The sequence below is a fragment of the Achromobacter sp. 10T422 genome (assembly GCF_056394065.1).
The window spans coordinates 444,701-460,212 of sequence record NZ_JBFTHD010000006.1 but is presented as its reverse complement, the minus strand read 5'-3'; the positions used below and the strand labels follow the sequence as shown (position 1 = coordinate 460,212).

The following is a 15,512-nucleotide window of genomic DNA, read 5'->3' as shown; positions in this document are numbered from 1 at the left end:
TTAACTCCGGGGTTCTTTGACCGTTTGCAGGGTTTGACGCAGAACGGCTAGGGGCAAGGGCTTGACCAACAGGCTGGTCATGCCCGCATTCATGCCGCGCCGCTGTTCATTGGGAAATGCGTTCGCGGTGACCCCGAGGATGGGCTTGTCGTATCCGCGCTTTCGCAGGATGCGCGTGAACTCGTAGCCGTCGACCAAGGGCATGTTCAAGTCGGTCAGCACTGCGTCAAAGCCCATCAGGTCAGGCAGGTTCAACGCTTCCTGGCCGTTGCCCGCCAGCGTGACGGTGCAGCCCAGGTGCTCGAGCTGCTCGCGCAGGATCAATTGGCTGATGGGGTTGTCTTCCGTGACCAGCACGCGCAAGCCCAGGAGTTCCGGTTTGGCCTTGGCGTCCAGGGAAGCCGAGCGCGCCGCGCCGCCTTGCGCCATACGAACGGCATGATGGATGCTGGCCTGGTTGTAGGCGGTAGCGAACCAATTGCGATGGCTGTCGTCAATACGCGGGCGCAATCCGGGCGGATGAATGATGACCTGCGGGCCCGTCCAGTTACTGATCTTCTGCGCGTGCGGCCAGGCCTGCACCAGCACCGAGGGTTCCGCCGATGGCGTGCTTTCGCCCGTGAATGGCAGCGCCACCGCGCCCCACCGGCGTAGCCAGTCGCACAGGTTGTTGACGATCTCGGGAACGGCCCCTTGCACGTAGACGGTGGTGTTGTCCAGGCCCGGGCTGGCGGCCTCAGGTGTGTCAGGGGCCAGCGGCAGGCGGACTTCGAAGGTGATGCTGGTGCCCAGGCCGGGTTCGCTGACGGCGTTCAAGCGGCCATTCATCATGTCGGACAAGCGGCGGCAGATGGACAAGCCCAGCCCCGTGCCCGGCGCCGATACGCCGTTGTCGGCATCCACCTGGTAATACGGTTCAAACAAGCGCGCTTGATGTTCAGGCGCAATGCCGGCGCCGGTGTCGGCAATCTGGAAGCACAGGTCGACGTCGTCGCGGCAACGGCTGTTGAGTTTCAGGCGCAGGACGATCTGCCCGGAATCCGTGAACTTGATGGCGTTGCTGACAAGGTTGTCAAGAATCTGCCGGATGCGGGTGGCGTCGCCCAGGACGGAGGGGGGCGTGTCGGGGTCGGCCACGGCATAGCTGCGCAAGCCCTTGGCGTGTGCGCGCGCCGAGAAGCTGGCGACCACATTGTTCAGCAGTTCGACGGGCGAGAACGCCGCGCGTTCCAGTACGGTGTGGCCGGCCTCGATGCGAGACAAGTCCAGCGTGTCGTTGATGGTGCGCAACAACGTGGAAGAAGACTGCTGGATGGTCTCAAGGTATTGCGATTGCTGGCCGTTCACACGGGTCAGCGAGAACAGTTCAAGCGTGCCAAGAATGCCATAGAGCGGCGTGCGGATTTCGTGGCTCATGGTCGTGAGGAATACGGTCTTGGCCTGATTGGCGGCCTCGGCGTCGCGCTTGGCTTGCAGCAGCGAATACTCGATACGCTTCAATGCCGAGATGTCGCTGATGCCGCACAGCACAACGGCTTCGCCGCGGTAGGTGGTAGGAGCGAACGTCAGGTACGCCGTGCGCCCATCCTTCAACTTGTGCTCGCGGCCCATTTCATCGCCCTGATGAGACAGGATTTCGGCGCGCCAGCCGGGCGTGCCTTGGAACCAGCGGCGCGCCATGTCGTTGGACAAGACCACCGCGCCGTCGGAGCGCCGCAGCAGGCACAGGCCCACCGGCGCAACTTCGATCAGCTTGAGGTTGAGCGACACACTGTCGGCCAGCGCTTCATATTGGCGCAGCGCCGGCAACACCAGCCTGCGGCGGATGTAGCGCACCCGCAAGACCACCGTAATGATCAGCAGCAATGACGTGATCGAAGCCATCTGCAACGCGAACGCGTTGTCGCGCAGGACGTGCAGGATGGGCGTGTAGTAAACAAGGCGCCAGCCGTCGTCGCCCACCGATTTGCTCAGGACAAGATACTCGGGCAGCCAGCCCCGGCCTTGAAGGCCGAAGGCGTCTTCACGCATCGTTTTCGTCAGCGTGTGTTCAACGGCGCTGCCGTCCGGGCTATGCAGCACGGGCCGGCTTTGCTCGTCAAACAACACATAATTTCCCGCGCCGAAGCGCGGCGCATTCACGGCGGTTTCCACGCCGTGGACTTCAAGCCCGATCCAGCCGGTTTCGGGGTGAACGGGGTCGAGCGGCGTGAACAGGAACAGGCGCTTGACCGTATCTTGCGGCGGATGCAGCCAGACGATGGGCGCCTGTCCGTGCGGAGCGGGGCGGGTTTCGATATCGGTCAGCGTCAGCGCCAGCCATTGCTGGATGGCCGGGGGAATCGTTGACACGACGATCTGGCCGTGTGCGGCGACACGCGTGGTGGTGGCATTGCGCAACGAGCTGTACACCACTTTGGTGTTGGCCAGCGCCAGGCGGCGCAAGTCGCGAGGGGTCAGGATCAGCGCCCAGTCGAAGGTGTCGGGCGCGTCTTGCAACGGCAGGACTTCAATCTGGCCGGTCTTGCCGAAATACGTGGGGGTTTCGCTGATGGGCGCGTGGTTGGTGTTGCGCACGGCGGCAGCGGCGACGGACCGCAGCAAGGCTTCGCGCTGATCAAAGAACAACTGCGCCTCGTAAGCCGCGGCATTCATATGGCGGCGATACGTGGAGACGACGTTGCTGAAGGTCCAGTACAGATAGAAGGTCGCGCCCGCCGCAATGCAGACGAGCAGCGCCACTGCAAGAAAGTGCAGCAGCAAAGAGGCGGCGCGCGGCGCGGCCTGAGGTTCTAGGGCGAGTGCGCCACGGTCTTCTACCAGCATTTGACGCATGGTAGAAACACCTGCTTACCCAGAGAATAAGAAGAATCTCAAAGTGGGTGAGGCGTTGATGCCGCCCCTGGCAAGGTCGATATTGCGCGGGGATTAAGAATCTTCTTGTTCATTCTGCGGGCGGCCTTAGGCACCATTCCCAAGATATCGGACTCCGCCACGATCCAGCTGCGCACCGGGCTCAGGCGCCGCGCCGCCACTGCCTACGGCGGGTATACGTTAATCGAGAACTGAATGAAATTGTCCCGGACCCGACCTTCCGCGCATCGCCACGCCCGGGTGACGCCATGAGAGACGACGCTCGATTCTGGTCTCGTTGCAGCGAATCTGTGTTGTTGCGCTTTCAGCCCGTGTTCACCGCGCAAGGGCAGGTCTACGAATATGCCGTGCTGGGGCGCAGCCGCCCATCCCCCTGGAGCGGATTGAATCCCTCCGGCTTGGGAGCCGGCCTTCAGGCTGGCGCGGCCTTCTTCAAGAAATTCAGCACCCCAATCGACATCTCGTTCGAACATCCGCTTGATGTCACAGGCACAGGCGATCTTGCCGAACGCTTGTGTGCGGAACTGGGCATAGGCCTGGAAGGCGATCGCATCTGGATCAACAAGACGGCCCACCACGATGACGCCATGCCATTGATGCTGGCGAGCAAGCGCCTCATGTTCACATTGCCGCTGACCGAACGGCTATCGGAACGCGCGGACGTGCTGGCGCGCTACCCCGAATTTCAGGCTCGCCTGCGCGCGCGTCTGGTGCCTGCCAGTATCAATGGCAGGGTTCTGGAATGTGGCACATTGCGCCCCGACGGCTTGCAAGTGCAGATTCCTTTGGGCTTGTCCGAAAACCGTTCCTTGCAAGGCCGCTTCTTCACGCTGATGGAGCGCGCATGGAACGCCAAGCTGCACGTCGTGGCGGGCGGCGTCGATGACATCCGCGACTTTGCCTGGATGCGCCTGCACAGCGATCTGCTGTTCCGCGGCCACGCGTTATCTGCGCCGCTTAGCGCGGAATGCCTGGATTCCTGGCTGCAAGCCGACAGCAGCGCGTGGCGCACCTTCAACGCATGCACCACGCGCTATGCCGGCGCAGACGGCTTGTAAGCCGCTTAGCCCGCCAGCCGCCAGCCGCCAGCCGCCAGCCGCCAGCCGCCAGCCAGCCAGCCAGCCAGCCACCAGCCCGCCACCAGCCCGCCGCCAGCCTTAGCCCGCTTGCAGGCGGCCCAGGATGAAGCCGTCCACCGAGCTCGTACGGCCGCGCCACAGCGTGGGCTGACCGGCGATGGGTGAACCGTCTGCCGAGAAGAACAACGCGTCGGCAAGGTGGATGTAATTGGGCAGCGGGTCCACGGGCTGCGGCACGCGGAAGACATCGCCCAATTCCGCCAGCGATGCGCGCACGCCGTTGCGCGTATCCGCATCCAGGGTGTCCAACGATTCGGTAAAGTTGGCGGCGAAGCGGTCAAAGTAATCAGCGCCCGACACAATCGACCCCGACACCAGCATGCCGCCCATCTGCAACGTCACGCCGATGCTCTCGAGCTGGCTGCCGTTATTCACCAGGTTGACCAGAAACTGAAGAAAGGCGTCCGCGCTGGGCGCAGCGTTCGAGTTGGCGCTGGAGGCGGCGATGGGGGAGTCGATGCTCATGGGTGACGTCTCTGAAAAAGGGGCGGAAAGAGCGACAAGATACTCGATTACCAGCCCCAGCAGGTGCCGGCTGCCGGTTTGCCGCAGGCGCGGTAGTTGACGGCGAACCACAGTTTGCCGGCGTTGCGCGGCGAGCCATCGCTTTTGCGGTCCACGCGCGGCAGCTCTTCCAGCGCGTCGCGTGAATCCTTCACCGAGACGCCATTGGCCACGTTGGCGGTTAACGGAATGCCGCCCAGGCTGGCGGCGGTACGGTCATCGAACACGACGTCCGCTGGGGCCAGCGCGCCCATCTTCAATGCGGCATCGCGCACGGCAGCGGCGTAGCTGTCGTTGGCGCCGCCGGGCACCAGCGCCGCGTTCATGGTGCTGACCGCCAGAATTTGCGCGGGCGTTGCGGGCGCCACCATCTTGTACTGGTCCAGCGCGGGCAGTTGGCTGCTGGCCACTTGGCGCCGCAGCCAGTCGCCCCACAGGAATTCCGCGAACTCCGGCAGGCTGCCGTTCTTGTAAGCGACGTCGCGCGTGAAATACACCAGCGAGCGATAGCGGTCTTCCTGCATGCCGCCGGCTTCGTCGGTGCTGGCCAGACCCAGGCGGCTGGGCAGTTGGTCAACGGTGATCGGCTGGTTCTGTCCATCACGCAGCCAGGCGCGGCGTTCGTCGACCATGCGTTGCCAGAAGGCGGCGGCGGTGGTGAGGTCGCTGTAATTCGCGTCTACCTTGACCCAGACCGGCAGCTTCGGGCCGCCGTCGAAAATTTCCCGCAGCGACGAGAACGTGTGATGGCCGTCTGTCAGGTACAGATTGCCATCCCAGCCGACCACGACGGTCTTCAGGTTTTCGGTATGCGTGCCGGGCGCGTCCTTGCAGGCGAAGGTGGCGGGCTGGTCCAGGCGGGCGGCGCGGGCGGCGGCGATGTCAGCGAATTTTTGCGCCCGTTCGGTGCCACCCATGTCTTCGCAGTAGTCGTCGAATTTCTTGCCGACGGTGCGGTCCAGATAGTCCAGCTGCAAGACCGCATCGGCCGACCAGGTGGGGCGGTTGAAGTCGCCTTGCCAGCGGCCCAGCTTGTAATAGATCTGGTCGTAGCCGATGGCGGCTTGCGTGGGGTGCAGTTCTTCGATGCGCACCTGAATGACGTCGCCCGGCTTGGCGCTCAGGTAGGCCGTGTTGCGCGACGGCGTTTCAGGTTGGGGCTCCGGTTCCGGCGCCGGGTCCACGACTGCGGGCGGCGGTGTGACGATGGGGGAGTCTTTATCGTCATCGCTGCCACCGCCATTGCACGCGGCAAGCGCCAGCGGCAGCAGGGCGGCGGCCAGCAAGCGCACCAGCGGGGACCTCAGCGGTAATACCCGCGCGGAAACTCCCGGCGATCCCACCGAAGACTCCAGCGGACACTCCAGCGGAGATACGCAAGGGCGGGGCGAAAGGGCGGGCTTCGGAGGGTGGAATTCAGGAGTCATGGGCCGTGTGGGTCTGCGTTCTAAAGGTATCCAATCATGACTGCCGCGTGTTTCCCCCGTATTGCACGGGCAAGACTGCGCGCCGATTTCCCATTACTGACAGGCTTGTCCATAATCATCGGTCGATTCAGTCAGGAGGATACCGGCTATGGCGATCATCAAATTCTGGCGGGCGTGTTTTGTGTTGGCGGTCAGCGCGCTGGGGGCAGGCGCTGAGGCGGCGGTGGACCCGGCCGCGCAATTGCGGGATGCCGCCGCGCAAGGGGAAACGGCGCGGGTGCGCGAATTGCTGGCGCAAGGTGTGCCGTTGGAAGGGCGGGACGTGCAGGGCAATACGGCTTTGCTGCGGGCGACGCAAGCGAATCAGGTGGACGCCGCGCGTGCGCTGATCGAAGCCGGCGCGGATGTGAATGCGCAGAACCGGATGCAGGACAGCGCCTATCTGCTAGCGGGAGCCGAAGGCTACCGCGAGATCCTGGACCTGGCCTTGCGGCATGGCGCTGACTTGAAAAGCACCAACCGCTATGGCGGCACGGCGCTGATCCCGGCGTGCGAACGCGGGCATGTGGAAGTGGTGAAGACGCTGCTGCAAGCGGGCGTTGACCCGGATCACGTGAACCGGCTGGGGTGGACGGGCTTGCTGGAGGCCATCATCCTGAGCGACGGCGGGCCACGGCATCAGGCGATTGTCGCGCTGCTGATCGCGGCGGGCGCCGATGTGAACCTGGCCGACCGCGATGGCCGGACGCCGCTTCAGCATGCCCGGCAACGCGGGCAGGCTGAAATCGTGCAAATGCTTGAGCGCGCGCAAGCGCGTTGAACGGAAACGGGGCCCATGGAAACGGGGCCCACGGAAACGGGCCAACGGAAACTGGCCAACGGAAACGGGCCCACGGAAACGGGGCCCGCCATACACCGGCGGGCCCCGTTTCGTTATCCGCTTAGAACTGGTGGCGGATGCCCAGGCCTGCGGCGGTGCTCTTCAGGCCGTCGATGAACGCGTAGTCCGTGCCGTACGAACCGTAGGCGTACAGGTTGGTGCGCTTGGACAGGTCGTAGGTGTAGCCCACGCTGTACACGTTCATGTTGGCGTCGCCGCCCGTCAGCTTGTCGTTGGACGGAGCCACGTGCTGCCACGAGGCGAACACGCTGCTGGCGCCGCCAACCGGCAAGGTCGCGCCCAGCATGTAGGAGTTGGCCTTGAAGCCGTTCACGAAGCGGTTGGTGCCGAACTCGTCGCTGAACGGGGTGCCGGCGGGCAGGTCCTGGCCGACGAACCAGCCGTCGGTGGTGCGGCCATAGGCGGCGGCCAGCTTCACGACTTCCAGGTCATACGACACGCCCAACGCGTACTGGCGCGGCGTGGCGTTGCTGTCGATGGTGGCGCTGCGGTTGGAACCGTTCAGTTGGTCGTACGTCAGCGCAACGTTCAGCGGGCCTTGCACATAGCGCAAGCCAGCGGTGATGCCGCGCGTGTTGTCGGCGGTGCGGAAGCCCGTTTGATCAGCGGTCGTGTCGTCGGCGTTGAACGAGTAGCCGATGCCGAATTCAAATCCGTTCACCGAAGGGGTGCGGTACATGACCATGTTGTCCCAGCGCATGGTGTTGGCCGCGCTGAAACCCAGGCCCAGGTTGGATTGGGTGTAGCTGGTGTAGAAGGGATCGATGTCGGCCAGGTAGTTCGAGCCGATCGTGGCTTGGCGGCCGAAGTCCAACTGGCCCCAGGCGTCGTTGGCCAGGCCGATGGTGGCTTGGCGGCCGAACAGGCGGCCCGATTGTCCGCGCTGGCCGTTTGCGGAGTCGAACCCGCTTTCCAGCTTGAAGACGGCGCGCAGGCCGTCGCCCAGATCTTCGGAACCACGCACGCCCCAGCGGGAGCCGGCCTGGATGCCGTTGATCATGCCGAGCTTGCTACCACTGTAGCCATCGCCCTTGATCTTGTTGTAGCCGAGGCCGGTGTCGATGACACCATAGAGGGTGACTGACGGTTCTGCCTGAGCAATGCCTGTAAAAGCGGTCAGCATCGCAGCGGCGAGCAGCGTCTTTTTCATCCGGGGATCTCCTGGGAATTTGGGTTGGAAAAAACAAAGGGAACAGCACATTCGGCAGTGAGCCGAACGGTGTTCCCGGCCAGCAGTATAAACAATTACGTTATTTTCTGCGTCATTTTCTGGGTCATTTTCTGGGTCATTTGCTGTCTATTGCCTGGGATGTTCCGTCTATTTCGTCTAATTCGTGGCGGCTGAATCCCGGACTGATGATGTGCCTGATGGCGTGCCTCATAACGTGCCCGATGCGTGTCATTTGACGGCTGCACGCCATAGTGGCATCTTGCCCCGAACCCGCATTCATGGAACCCGCCCGTGGACTATCCACTGCCTCTTGTCACTGTTGACGCCGTCTTGCTCACCTTGCGGGCAGGCGCGCTGGAAATTGCCCTGCATCAGCGCGACCGCGCGCCTTTCAAAAATGCGATGGCCTTGCCGGGCGGCGTGGTGCATGCGGACGAAGACGACCACACCGAAGCCAGCATTCGCCGCGTCCTGCGGGAAAAGACCGGCTTTGAACCCCGCTACCTGGAACAGTTGCAGGTGTTCTCCGGCAAAGACCGTGACCCGCGGCAATGGTCGCTGTCGGTGTCGTACGTGGCGCTGGTCCCGGCGGCGGAATTGGAAGCCGCAAGCCAGGCCGGTTTCCAGGGGGGCCGGGGTTTCCAGGGTTTCCGTTTCGTCAGCGTGGACGCGCTGCCGCCGCTGGCGTTTGACCACGCCAGCATCGTCACCGCGGCCGTCGCCCGGCTGCGCAACAAGTCCAGCTATTCCACCTTGCCGTTCTTCCTGCTGCCCGAACGTTTCACGCTGACGGAACTGCAACACACCTACGAAGCGATCTTGCAGACTCGGCTCGAAAAATCCAACTTCCGCCGCAAGATGGACGCCTGGGGCGTGCTGGAAGATACCGGAGAGCAAGTCGGGGGCGCGCAACGGCCCGCGCGCCTGTATCGCCTGAAGGACTTCACCTTGTTCGACCGCAGCGTCGGATAGCACCGGGCGACGTCCATTCACTACTTAGTTGCAAACAAACAATAAGTAGGTTTATACTCGCTTCACTTAGTTTTGAAATGCCACTAAGGGCTGATCATGTTCACCATCACTGCGGTAGTAGAAGGGCAACGCATCACCGGCACGCCGGCCGCGTTTGTATTTCCCGGGGGCGAAAGCCAGGTTACGGTGCCGGCCAACTTGCAGGCCCAAGCCGATGCCGCCAGCGCCTTCCGTATCCACGCATTGCTGAAGTCGGCCGACGATGTCATGCAATTGCTGATGCTGACCGACGCGCTGCGCCGCCTGAACCCGGGCGTGCCGGTGCACCTGGACATGCCTTACGTGCCGTACGCGCGCCAAGACCGCGTCTGCAATCCCGGCGAGGCGCTTGGCGCTGCCGTGTTCTGCAAGCTGATCAATGACCAGCAGTACGCCACCGTGACGGTCGTGGAACCGCACAGCGACGTGACCCCGGCGCTGCTGCAACGTCTGCGCGTGGTGGACGCCGCCGCGTTCCTGAAGAACGCGCTGGCCGCACCCGCCTTTGCCCAGGGCGTGACCCTGATGGCGCCTGACGCAGGCGCCCGCAAGCGCGTGCAGGCTCTGGCCAAGACGCTGGGCGTGGCAGACGTGCGCTACGCCGAAAAGGTGCGCGATACGCAAACCGGACGCATCACTGAAACGCGCGTGCCGGACGATATCCCCGATCAGCCCGTGTTGGTGGTCGACGACATCTGCGACGGCGGCCGCACCTTCCTGGAACTGGCCGCCGCCTTGGGCGACAAGACCCGCCAGCCGCTCTACCTGTATGTCACGCACGGCATCTTCAGCAAGGGGCTGGCCGAACTGAACGCCCGCTACGCCGGCATCTTCACTGCCTATGACTGGACGGATGCGACAGGCGCGAATGCGCCGGTGCTCGTCAATATTGAAAACTGAAAGCCAAGAAGGAACCTGCACCATGAATGCCCCCGATAGCCTTACCGTCAAGAACGGCATCAATCCCTTCCTGCAAGCCGATTTCTACAAGACGGGCCACCCGTTCCAGTACCCCAAGGGCACCAACAAGATCCTGGCCAACTTCACGCCGCGCTCGGCTCGCCTGGCCCCGGTGCTGCCTGAACTGTTCGACGACAAGATCGTCTGGTTTGGCCTGCAAGGCTTCATCAAGGAAATCCTGATCGATCTCTTCGACCGCGAATTCTTCGGCAAGCCGGCAGGCGCCGCCGTGCGCCAATATCAGCGCCGTGTGGATAACGCGTTGGGCAAGGGCGCGGTCACCGTGGACCACTTGCAGGCCTTGTATGAGCTGGGCTATCTGCCGCTGGAAATCCGTTCGGTGCCGGAAGGCGCACGTGTGGATATCCGCGTGCCGCCCGTCACCTTCATCAACACGCATCCCGACTTCGCGTGGCTGGTGACGTACATAGAAACCCTGTTCAGCTGCGAATCGTGGAAGCCGTCGACGGTGGCGACCATCGCCTTCGAATACCGCAAGCTGCTGACCTACTTCGCGCGCCTGACGGGCAGCCCGATGGACTTCGTGAACTGGCAGGGCCACGACTTCTCCATGCGCGGCATGTCGGGCCTGTATGACGCCCGCAAGAGCGGTGCGGGTCACTTGCTGTCGTTCACCGGCACCGACACCATTCCCGCCATCGATTATCTGGAAGACATCTACGGCGCCGATTCCGACCGCGAATTGATCGGCGGTTCCGTCCCGGCGACGGAACACTCGGTGATGTGCCTGGGCAGCAAGGAAGGTGAAATCGAAACGATCCGCCGTCTGGTCACGCAGGTGTACCCGGCGGGCATCGTGTCGGTGGTGTCGGACACCTGGGACTTCTGGCAAGTGGTGACCGATTTCGCGTCAGCATTGAAGGGCGAAATCCTGGCGCGTCAGCCGGATGCATTCGGCAACGCCAAGGTGGTGTTCCGCCCCGACTCCGGCGACCCCGTGAAGATTCTGACCGGCTATTTCTGCACCGACGTGTCCCGCGTGGAAGACAGCGCCGCCCTGGCCGCCGCCCGTCGCGAGGGTTTCGAAGCGGTGCGTGATGCAGCAACCGGCACGTACTGGCTGCTGGATGACAACGGCCGTGCCAGCCAAACTCTGCGCGAGCCAGAAGTGAAGGGCGCGGTGCAATGCCTGTGGGATATTTTCGGCGGCGTCGTCACCGACCGCGGCTACAAGCTGCTGGACCCGCACGTTGGCCTGATCTACGGCGACTCCATCACGTTGACGCGCGGCCGCGACATTCTGGTCCGCCTGGAAAAGAAGGGCTTCGCCTCGGGCAACGTGGTGTTGGGCATTGGTTCCTACACCTACCAATACCTGACGCGCGACACCTTCGGCTGGGCCTTGAAGGCCACTTACGCGGAAGTCAACGGCGAACCGCAGGAGCTGGTGAAAGACCCGGTGACGGATTCCGGCGTCAAGCGTTCGGCCAAGGGCTTGTTGCGCGTAGAAGAAACCGCCACGGGCTACGTGCTGCACGATCAGCAGACGGCGGATGCGGCCGCAGGCGGCGCGCTCGTGCCGGTGTTTCGCGACGGCCAGTTGCTGGTTGAGCAAAGCCTGGCGCAAATCCGTGAACGGCTGCAAGGCTCGTGGACGTGCCCCGAGCCCGGCAGCATTCACTGGCCCGTTTAGGCTTTGCCCCGTGCGCGCTTTTCTTCGCGCACGAAAATCACCACGCCGACGATGATCATCAGCGCCAGCGCGTACCAGGTAATGGCATAGACCAGGTGGTTGTTCGGGAAGGTCAGCACCGTCAGGCCGCCGACTGGGTCGCGGGCCGGGTCCCGGCTGGGGCTGGACGCGGCGTCGGCGTCGATGAAGTACGGCGCCACGTCCGTCAGCCCGCGCGCGGTGGCAATGGCCGGCAGGTCGCGCGAATACCAAAGGTTTGACGCGGGATCGTTGTTGCGCAAAAAGCCGCTGCCCGGTTCTCCCATGCGAAGCAGCCCGGTCACGCTGCCTTCGGCGGGCGGTTGCGCAGTGTTGACCTGGCTCTTGCGCCATTCCGGCAGCACGAAGCCGCGGTTGACCAGCACCGTGCCGCCCTCGGGCAATTGCAGCGGCGTCATGACCCAGTAGCCGCTGCCCAGTTCGGTGGCGGCCTGCACCAGCGTCTGCTGGTCGTACAGGTACTTGCCCGTGGCCGACACATGGCGGTATTCGGCATTGTTGAAGCTCAGCGTGCGCCAGTCGCGCTTGCCCGGGGCCGGCGTGGTGGGCGCATGCGCCCGCTGGTTCACTTGCGCGATCAGATCACGCTTCCAGGCCAGACGGTGCACCTGCCAGGTGCCCAGGGCGCACAGGCCCGCGAACAGCGCAACAGCAACCACCCCCAGAATGACCAGGGTGGTTTTGCTGCGCGGACTACGGGGGGTGTCGCCGGGGTGTTGTTGAGTGTTTTTTACTGCAGCCATCAGGGCATTTTCCGCATGTCGTGTGTGGACATGGGCATCATATTGGAGTTCAAGTGATACATGATCCAGATTGACCCGCTGAGCGTGATTACGACCAGCACCAGCGTGAATATTAACGCCAACATATTCCAGCCGCTTTCGGACTTGGCGTCCATGTGCAGGAAGTAGACGATGTGGACCACGATCTGCACCACGGCAAAAGCCAGGATCACCAACGCCGTCGTACGCGAATTGGCGAAGACGCGGTCCATCACCAGCCAGAACGGAATGGCCGTCAGAATGGCCGCCAGCACGAAGCCGGTGATGTAGCTTTTCAGAGTGCCGTGGCCGGCGCCGTCGTCATGGTCGTCGTGGCCGGGGCCATGGCCGCCATGGCCATGATCCGCCAGGTTATCCATGTGCGAGCTCATGGCAGCACTCCCATCAGATACACGAAGGTGAACACACCCACCCAGATCAGGTCCAGGAAGTGCCAGAACATCGACAGGCACATCAGGCGGCGGCGGTTTTCAGGGATCAGGCCGTGCATCTGCACCTGGATCATCATCGTCACCAGCCAGACGATGCCGAAGGTGACGTGCAGGCCGTGCGTGCCAACCAGCGTGAAGAACGACGACAGGAAAGCGCTGCGTTGCGGGCCGGCGCCCTGGTGGATCAGGTGCGCAAATTCATACAGTTCCAGCGACAGAAAGCCCAGGCCCAGAATGCCGGTCACCGCCAGCCACAGCTGGGTCGCGCCGATACGGTTGCGCCGCATCTCCAGCATGGCGAAGCCATACGTGATGGATGACAGCAGCAGCAGCGATGTGTTCACCGCCACCAGCGGCAGGTCGAACAGGTCGGCGCCCGACGGCCCCGCCGCATAGCTGCGGCCCAGCACGCCGTAGGTGGCGAACAGGCACGCGAAGATGAGGCAGTCGCTCATCAGGTAGACCCAGAACCCGAGCAGGGTGCCGTTCTGGGGATGGTGTTCGCCCGCGACGTAGAACACGGGCTCCGGGGGCGGCGCGGTGCCGCCGGGCAGGGTGGGGGCCAAGGTATCAGACATGTTTCGCTAACAACCTCGTGCGGGCGTCTTCTACGCTTACGACCTCATTGGCCGGCACGTAGTAGTCGCGCTTGTAGTTGAAGGTATGGATGATGGACACCAGGATCAGCGCCGCGAACGACAGCACGGCCAGCGGCCACATGTGCCAGATCAGCGCAAACCCCATCACCACGCTGATCCCCGCCAGCACGATGCCGGCCCAGGTGTTCTTCGGCATGTGGATGGGAATGAAGCCTTGCTGCGGCCGCTCGTAGCCGTGCTGCTTCATCTGCCACCAGGCGTCCAGGTCATGCACGCGTGGCGTGAAGGCAAAGTTGTAGTTGGGCGGGGGTGACGACGTCGACCATTCCAGCGTGCGGCCATCCCAGGGGTCGCCCGAGTCGTCGCGCAGCTGGTCGCGGCGGCGGTAGCTGACGACCAGCTGGATGATGAAGCTGGCGATGCCGCAGGCAATCAGCAAGGCGCCAAACGCCGCTATCTGGAACCAGATTTGCAGCGACATGTCTTCGAAGTGATTCACGCGGCGCGTGACGCCCATCAGGCCCAGCACGTACAGCGGCATGAAGGCCACGTAGAAGCCCACCAGCCAGAACCAGAACGAGCACTTGCCCCAGAAGGGATCAAGTTTGTAGCCGAAGGCCTTGGGGAACCAGTAGGTGATGCCGGCCATCAGCCCGAACAGCACGCCGCCGATGATCACGTTGTGAAAGTGGGCAATCAGGAACAGGCTGTTGTGCAGCGCAAAGTCAGCGGGCGGCACCGCCAGCAGCACACCCGTCATGCCGCCGATCACGAAGGTGACCATGAAGCCCAGCGTCCACAGCATCGGCACTTCAAAGCGGATGCGGCCGCGGTACATGGTGAACAGCCAGTTGAAGATCTTCGCCCCGGTCGGGATCGAGATGATCATTGTTGTGATCCCGAAGAACGAGTTCACACTGGCGCCGGACCCCATGGTGAAGAAGTGATGCAGCCAGACCAGATACGACAGCACCGTGATCACAACCGTGGCGTACACCATGGACGCGTAGCCGAACAGGCGCTTGCGGCAGAACGTGGACACCACTTCGGAAAAGATGCCGAAGGCGGGCAGGATCAGGATGTAGACCTCGGGGTGGCCCCAGATCCAGATCAGGTTCACGTACATCATGGCGTTGCCGCCAAAGTCCGCGGTGAAGAAGTTGGTGCCCACGTAGCGGTCCATCGACAACAGCGCCAGCACCGCGGTCAGCACAGGGAAGGCCGCCACGATCAGCACGTTGGTGCACAGCGCCGTCCACGTGAAGATGGGCATGCGCATCATCGTCATGCCGGGCGCGCGCATCTTCACAATGGTGACCAGCAGATTCACGCCGGATAGCAGCGTTCCCACCCCCGCTATCTGCAAGGCCCATATGTAGTAATCCACCCCCACATCCGGGCTTTGCATGATCCCTGATAACGGTGGATACGCCAGCCAGCCGGTGCGCGCGAATTCGCCCACGAAGAGCGACATCATCACCAGCACGACGCCACCCGTCGTCATCCAGAAACTGAAGTTGTTCAGGAAGGGAAACGCCACGTCGCGCGCGCCGATCTGTAGCGGCACGATGTAGTTCATCAAGCCCGTGACCAGCGGCATGGCCACGAAGAAAATCATGATCACGCCGTGCGCGGTAAAGATCTGGTCGTAATGGTGCGGCGGCAAATAGCCCGTTGAATCCCCAAAGGCCACCGCCTGCTGCAAGCGCATCATGATGGCGTCGGCAAAGCCGCGCAGCAGCATCACGATGCCCAGAATCACATACATGATCCCGATCTTCTTATGGTCGATGCTGGTGAACCATTCGTGCCACAGATAGCCCCACTTCTTGTAGTAAGTGATGGAGCCCAGCACCACGATGCCGCCGACTGCCACCATGAAGAAGGTGGCGAGCAGGATCGGTTCGTGAAAGGGGATGGCGTCCCAGGTCAGGCGGCCAAAGAACAGCTTGATGAGGTCTGGTTGATCAGGCATCTCGATTCCAGCGTAAAGACCACAATTTCATGTTGCCCCTGCGTC

The 15,512-nt window shown here is 63.0% G+C and carries 13 protein-coding genes; 5 read left to right on the top strand and 8 right to left on the bottom strand.

What is annotated here, in order from left to right; translation table 11 throughout:
- Entirely contained in the window at positions 1-2,826 is a 2,826-nt protein-coding gene (locus tag AC1DB0_RS18625; RefSeq protein WP_082387029.1) for an ATP-binding protein, read from the bottom strand.
- Between the two features lie 296 nt (positions 2,827-3,122).
- Here AC1DB0_RS18625 and AC1DB0_RS18620 point away from each other — a divergent pair, with 296 nt between their 5' ends.
- Positions 3,123-3,932, top strand: coding sequence for a hypothetical protein (locus AC1DB0_RS18620; RefSeq protein ID WP_054422773.1), 810 nt, complete (start codon positions 3,123-3,125; stop codon positions 3,930-3,932).
- 99 nt (positions 3,933-4,031) lie between these two features.
- On the opposite strand, the gene AC1DB0_RS18615 is transcribed toward AC1DB0_RS18620, so the two are convergent.
- Together AC1DB0_RS18615 and AC1DB0_RS18610 are read right to left on the bottom strand one after the other, a co-directional pair.
- A complete protein-coding gene (locus AC1DB0_RS18615) occupies positions 4,032-4,478 on the bottom strand; it encodes a gas vesicle protein (protein ID WP_175170146.1) in 447 nt (148 codons plus the stop codon).
- A 47-nt stretch (positions 4,479-4,525) separates the two neighbouring features.
- Positions 4,526-5,809, bottom strand: coding sequence for a ParB/Srx family N-terminal domain-containing protein (locus AC1DB0_RS18610; RefSeq protein WP_245636311.1), 1,284 nt, complete (start codon positions 5,807-5,809; stop codon positions 4,526-4,528).
- Positions 5,810-6,092: 283 nt separating this feature from the next.
- Between AC1DB0_RS18610 and AC1DB0_RS18605 the strand changes: the two genes are divergently transcribed.
- On the top strand, positions 6,093-6,764 hold the full coding sequence (locus AC1DB0_RS18605) for an ankyrin repeat domain-containing protein (protein ID WP_175170145.1): 672 nt from the start codon (positions 6,093-6,095) through the stop codon (positions 6,762-6,764).
- 121 nt (positions 6,765-6,885) lie between these two features.
- On the opposite strand, the gene AC1DB0_RS18600 is transcribed toward AC1DB0_RS18605, so the two are convergent.
- Positions 6,886-7,995, bottom strand: coding sequence for a porin (locus AC1DB0_RS18600; protein WP_175170144.1), 1,110 nt, complete (start codon positions 7,993-7,995; stop codon positions 6,886-6,888).
- 312 nt (positions 7,996-8,307) lie between these two features.
- Between AC1DB0_RS18600 and AC1DB0_RS18595 the strand changes: the two genes are divergently transcribed.
- The 3 genes from AC1DB0_RS18595 to AC1DB0_RS18585 all read left to right on the top strand — a co-directional run bounded on the left by AC1DB0_RS18595 (position 8,308) and on the right by AC1DB0_RS18585 (position 11,641).
- The gene (locus AC1DB0_RS18595; RefSeq protein WP_447982491.1) at positions 8,308-8,988 is read left to right on the top strand and encodes an NUDIX hydrolase; all 681 of its coding nucleotides are present in this window, start codon (positions 8,308-8,310) and stop codon (positions 8,986-8,988) included.
- 96 nt (positions 8,989-9,084) lie between these two features.
- Positions 9,085-9,927: a ribose-phosphate diphosphokinase gene (gene prs / locus AC1DB0_RS18590; RefSeq protein ID WP_175170142.1), complete on the top strand. Its 843-nt coding sequence runs from the start codon at positions 9,085-9,087 to the stop codon at positions 9,925-9,927.
- Between the two features lie 22 nt (positions 9,928-9,949).
- Positions 9,950-11,641, top strand: a complete 1,692-nt coding sequence (locus tag AC1DB0_RS18585; RefSeq protein WP_175170141.1) for a nicotinate phosphoribosyltransferase — start codon at positions 9,950-9,952, stop codon at positions 11,639-11,641.
- Here AC1DB0_RS18585 and AC1DB0_RS18580 read toward each other — a convergent pair.
- Genes AC1DB0_RS18580 through cyoB form a run of 4 tightly spaced genes read right to left on the bottom strand, consistent with a single transcriptional unit; the run spans position 11,638 to position 15,467 of the window.
- Positions 11,638-12,423: an SURF1 family protein gene (locus AC1DB0_RS18580; RefSeq protein ID WP_346551280.1), complete on the bottom strand. Its 786-nt coding sequence runs from the start codon at positions 12,421-12,423 to the stop codon at positions 11,638-11,640. The genes AC1DB0_RS18585 and AC1DB0_RS18580 overlap by 4 nt on opposite strands.
- Complete coding sequence (gene cyoD / locus AC1DB0_RS18575) at positions 12,423-12,833, bottom strand: cytochrome o ubiquinol oxidase subunit IV (protein WP_476758448.1); 411 nt, start codon at positions 12,831-12,833, stop codon at positions 12,423-12,425. Before cyoD ends, AC1DB0_RS18580 begins: the two co-directional genes overlap by 1 nt.
- Complete coding sequence (cyoC, locus tag AC1DB0_RS18570; protein ID WP_054422759.1) at positions 12,830-13,471, bottom strand: cytochrome o ubiquinol oxidase subunit III; 642 nt, start codon at positions 13,469-13,471, stop codon at positions 12,830-12,832. Before cyoC ends, cyoD begins: the two co-directional genes overlap by 4 nt.
- Positions 13,464-15,467 (bottom strand): cytochrome o ubiquinol oxidase subunit I, encoded by a 2,004-nt coding sequence (gene cyoB / locus AC1DB0_RS18565; RefSeq protein WP_054422758.1) that lies wholly within the window; start codon positions 15,465-15,467, stop codon positions 13,464-13,466. The genes cyoC and cyoB overlap by 8 nt, the downstream gene beginning before the upstream one ends.
- Positions 15,468-15,512 lie beyond the last annotated feature (45 nt).

Coding starts and splice junctions, on each gene's coding strand:
- AC1DB0_RS18615 (WP_175170146.1), bottom strand. CDS start 4,478: ATGAGCATCGACTCCCCCATCGCCGCCTCCAGCGCCAACTCGAACGCT.
- AC1DB0_RS18620 (WP_054422773.1), top strand. CDS start 3,123: ATGAGAGACGACGCTCGATTCTGGTCTCGTTGCAGCGAATCTGTGTTG.
- prs (WP_175170142.1), top strand. CDS start 9,085: ATGTTCACCATCACTGCGGTAGTAGAAGGGCAACGCATCACCGGCACG.
- cyoC (WP_054422759.1), bottom strand. CDS start 13,471: ATGTCTGATACCTTGGCCCCCACCCTGCCCGGCGGCACCGCGCCGCCC.
- AC1DB0_RS18580 (WP_346551280.1), bottom strand. CDS start 12,423: ATGGCTGCAGTAAAAAACACTCAACAACACCCCGGCGACACCCCCCGT.
- AC1DB0_RS18625 (WP_082387029.1), bottom strand. CDS start 2,826: ATGCTGGTAGAAGACCGTGGCGCACTCGCCCTAGAACCTCAGGCCGCG.
- AC1DB0_RS18605 (WP_175170145.1), top strand. CDS start 6,093: ATGGCGATCATCAAATTCTGGCGGGCGTGTTTTGTGTTGGCGGTCAGC.
- cyoD (WP_476758448.1), bottom strand. CDS start 12,833: ATGAGCTCGCACATGGATAACCTGGCGGATCATGGCCATGGCGGCCAT.
- AC1DB0_RS18600 (WP_175170144.1), bottom strand. CDS start 7,995: ATGAAAAAGACGCTGCTCGCCGCTGCGATGCTGACCGCTTTTACAGGC.
- AC1DB0_RS18585 (WP_175170141.1), top strand. CDS start 9,950: ATGAATGCCCCCGATAGCCTTACCGTCAAGAACGGCATCAATCCCTTC.
- cyoB (WP_054422758.1), bottom strand. CDS start 15,467: ATGCCTGATCAACCAGACCTCATCAAGCTGTTCTTTGGCCGCCTGACC.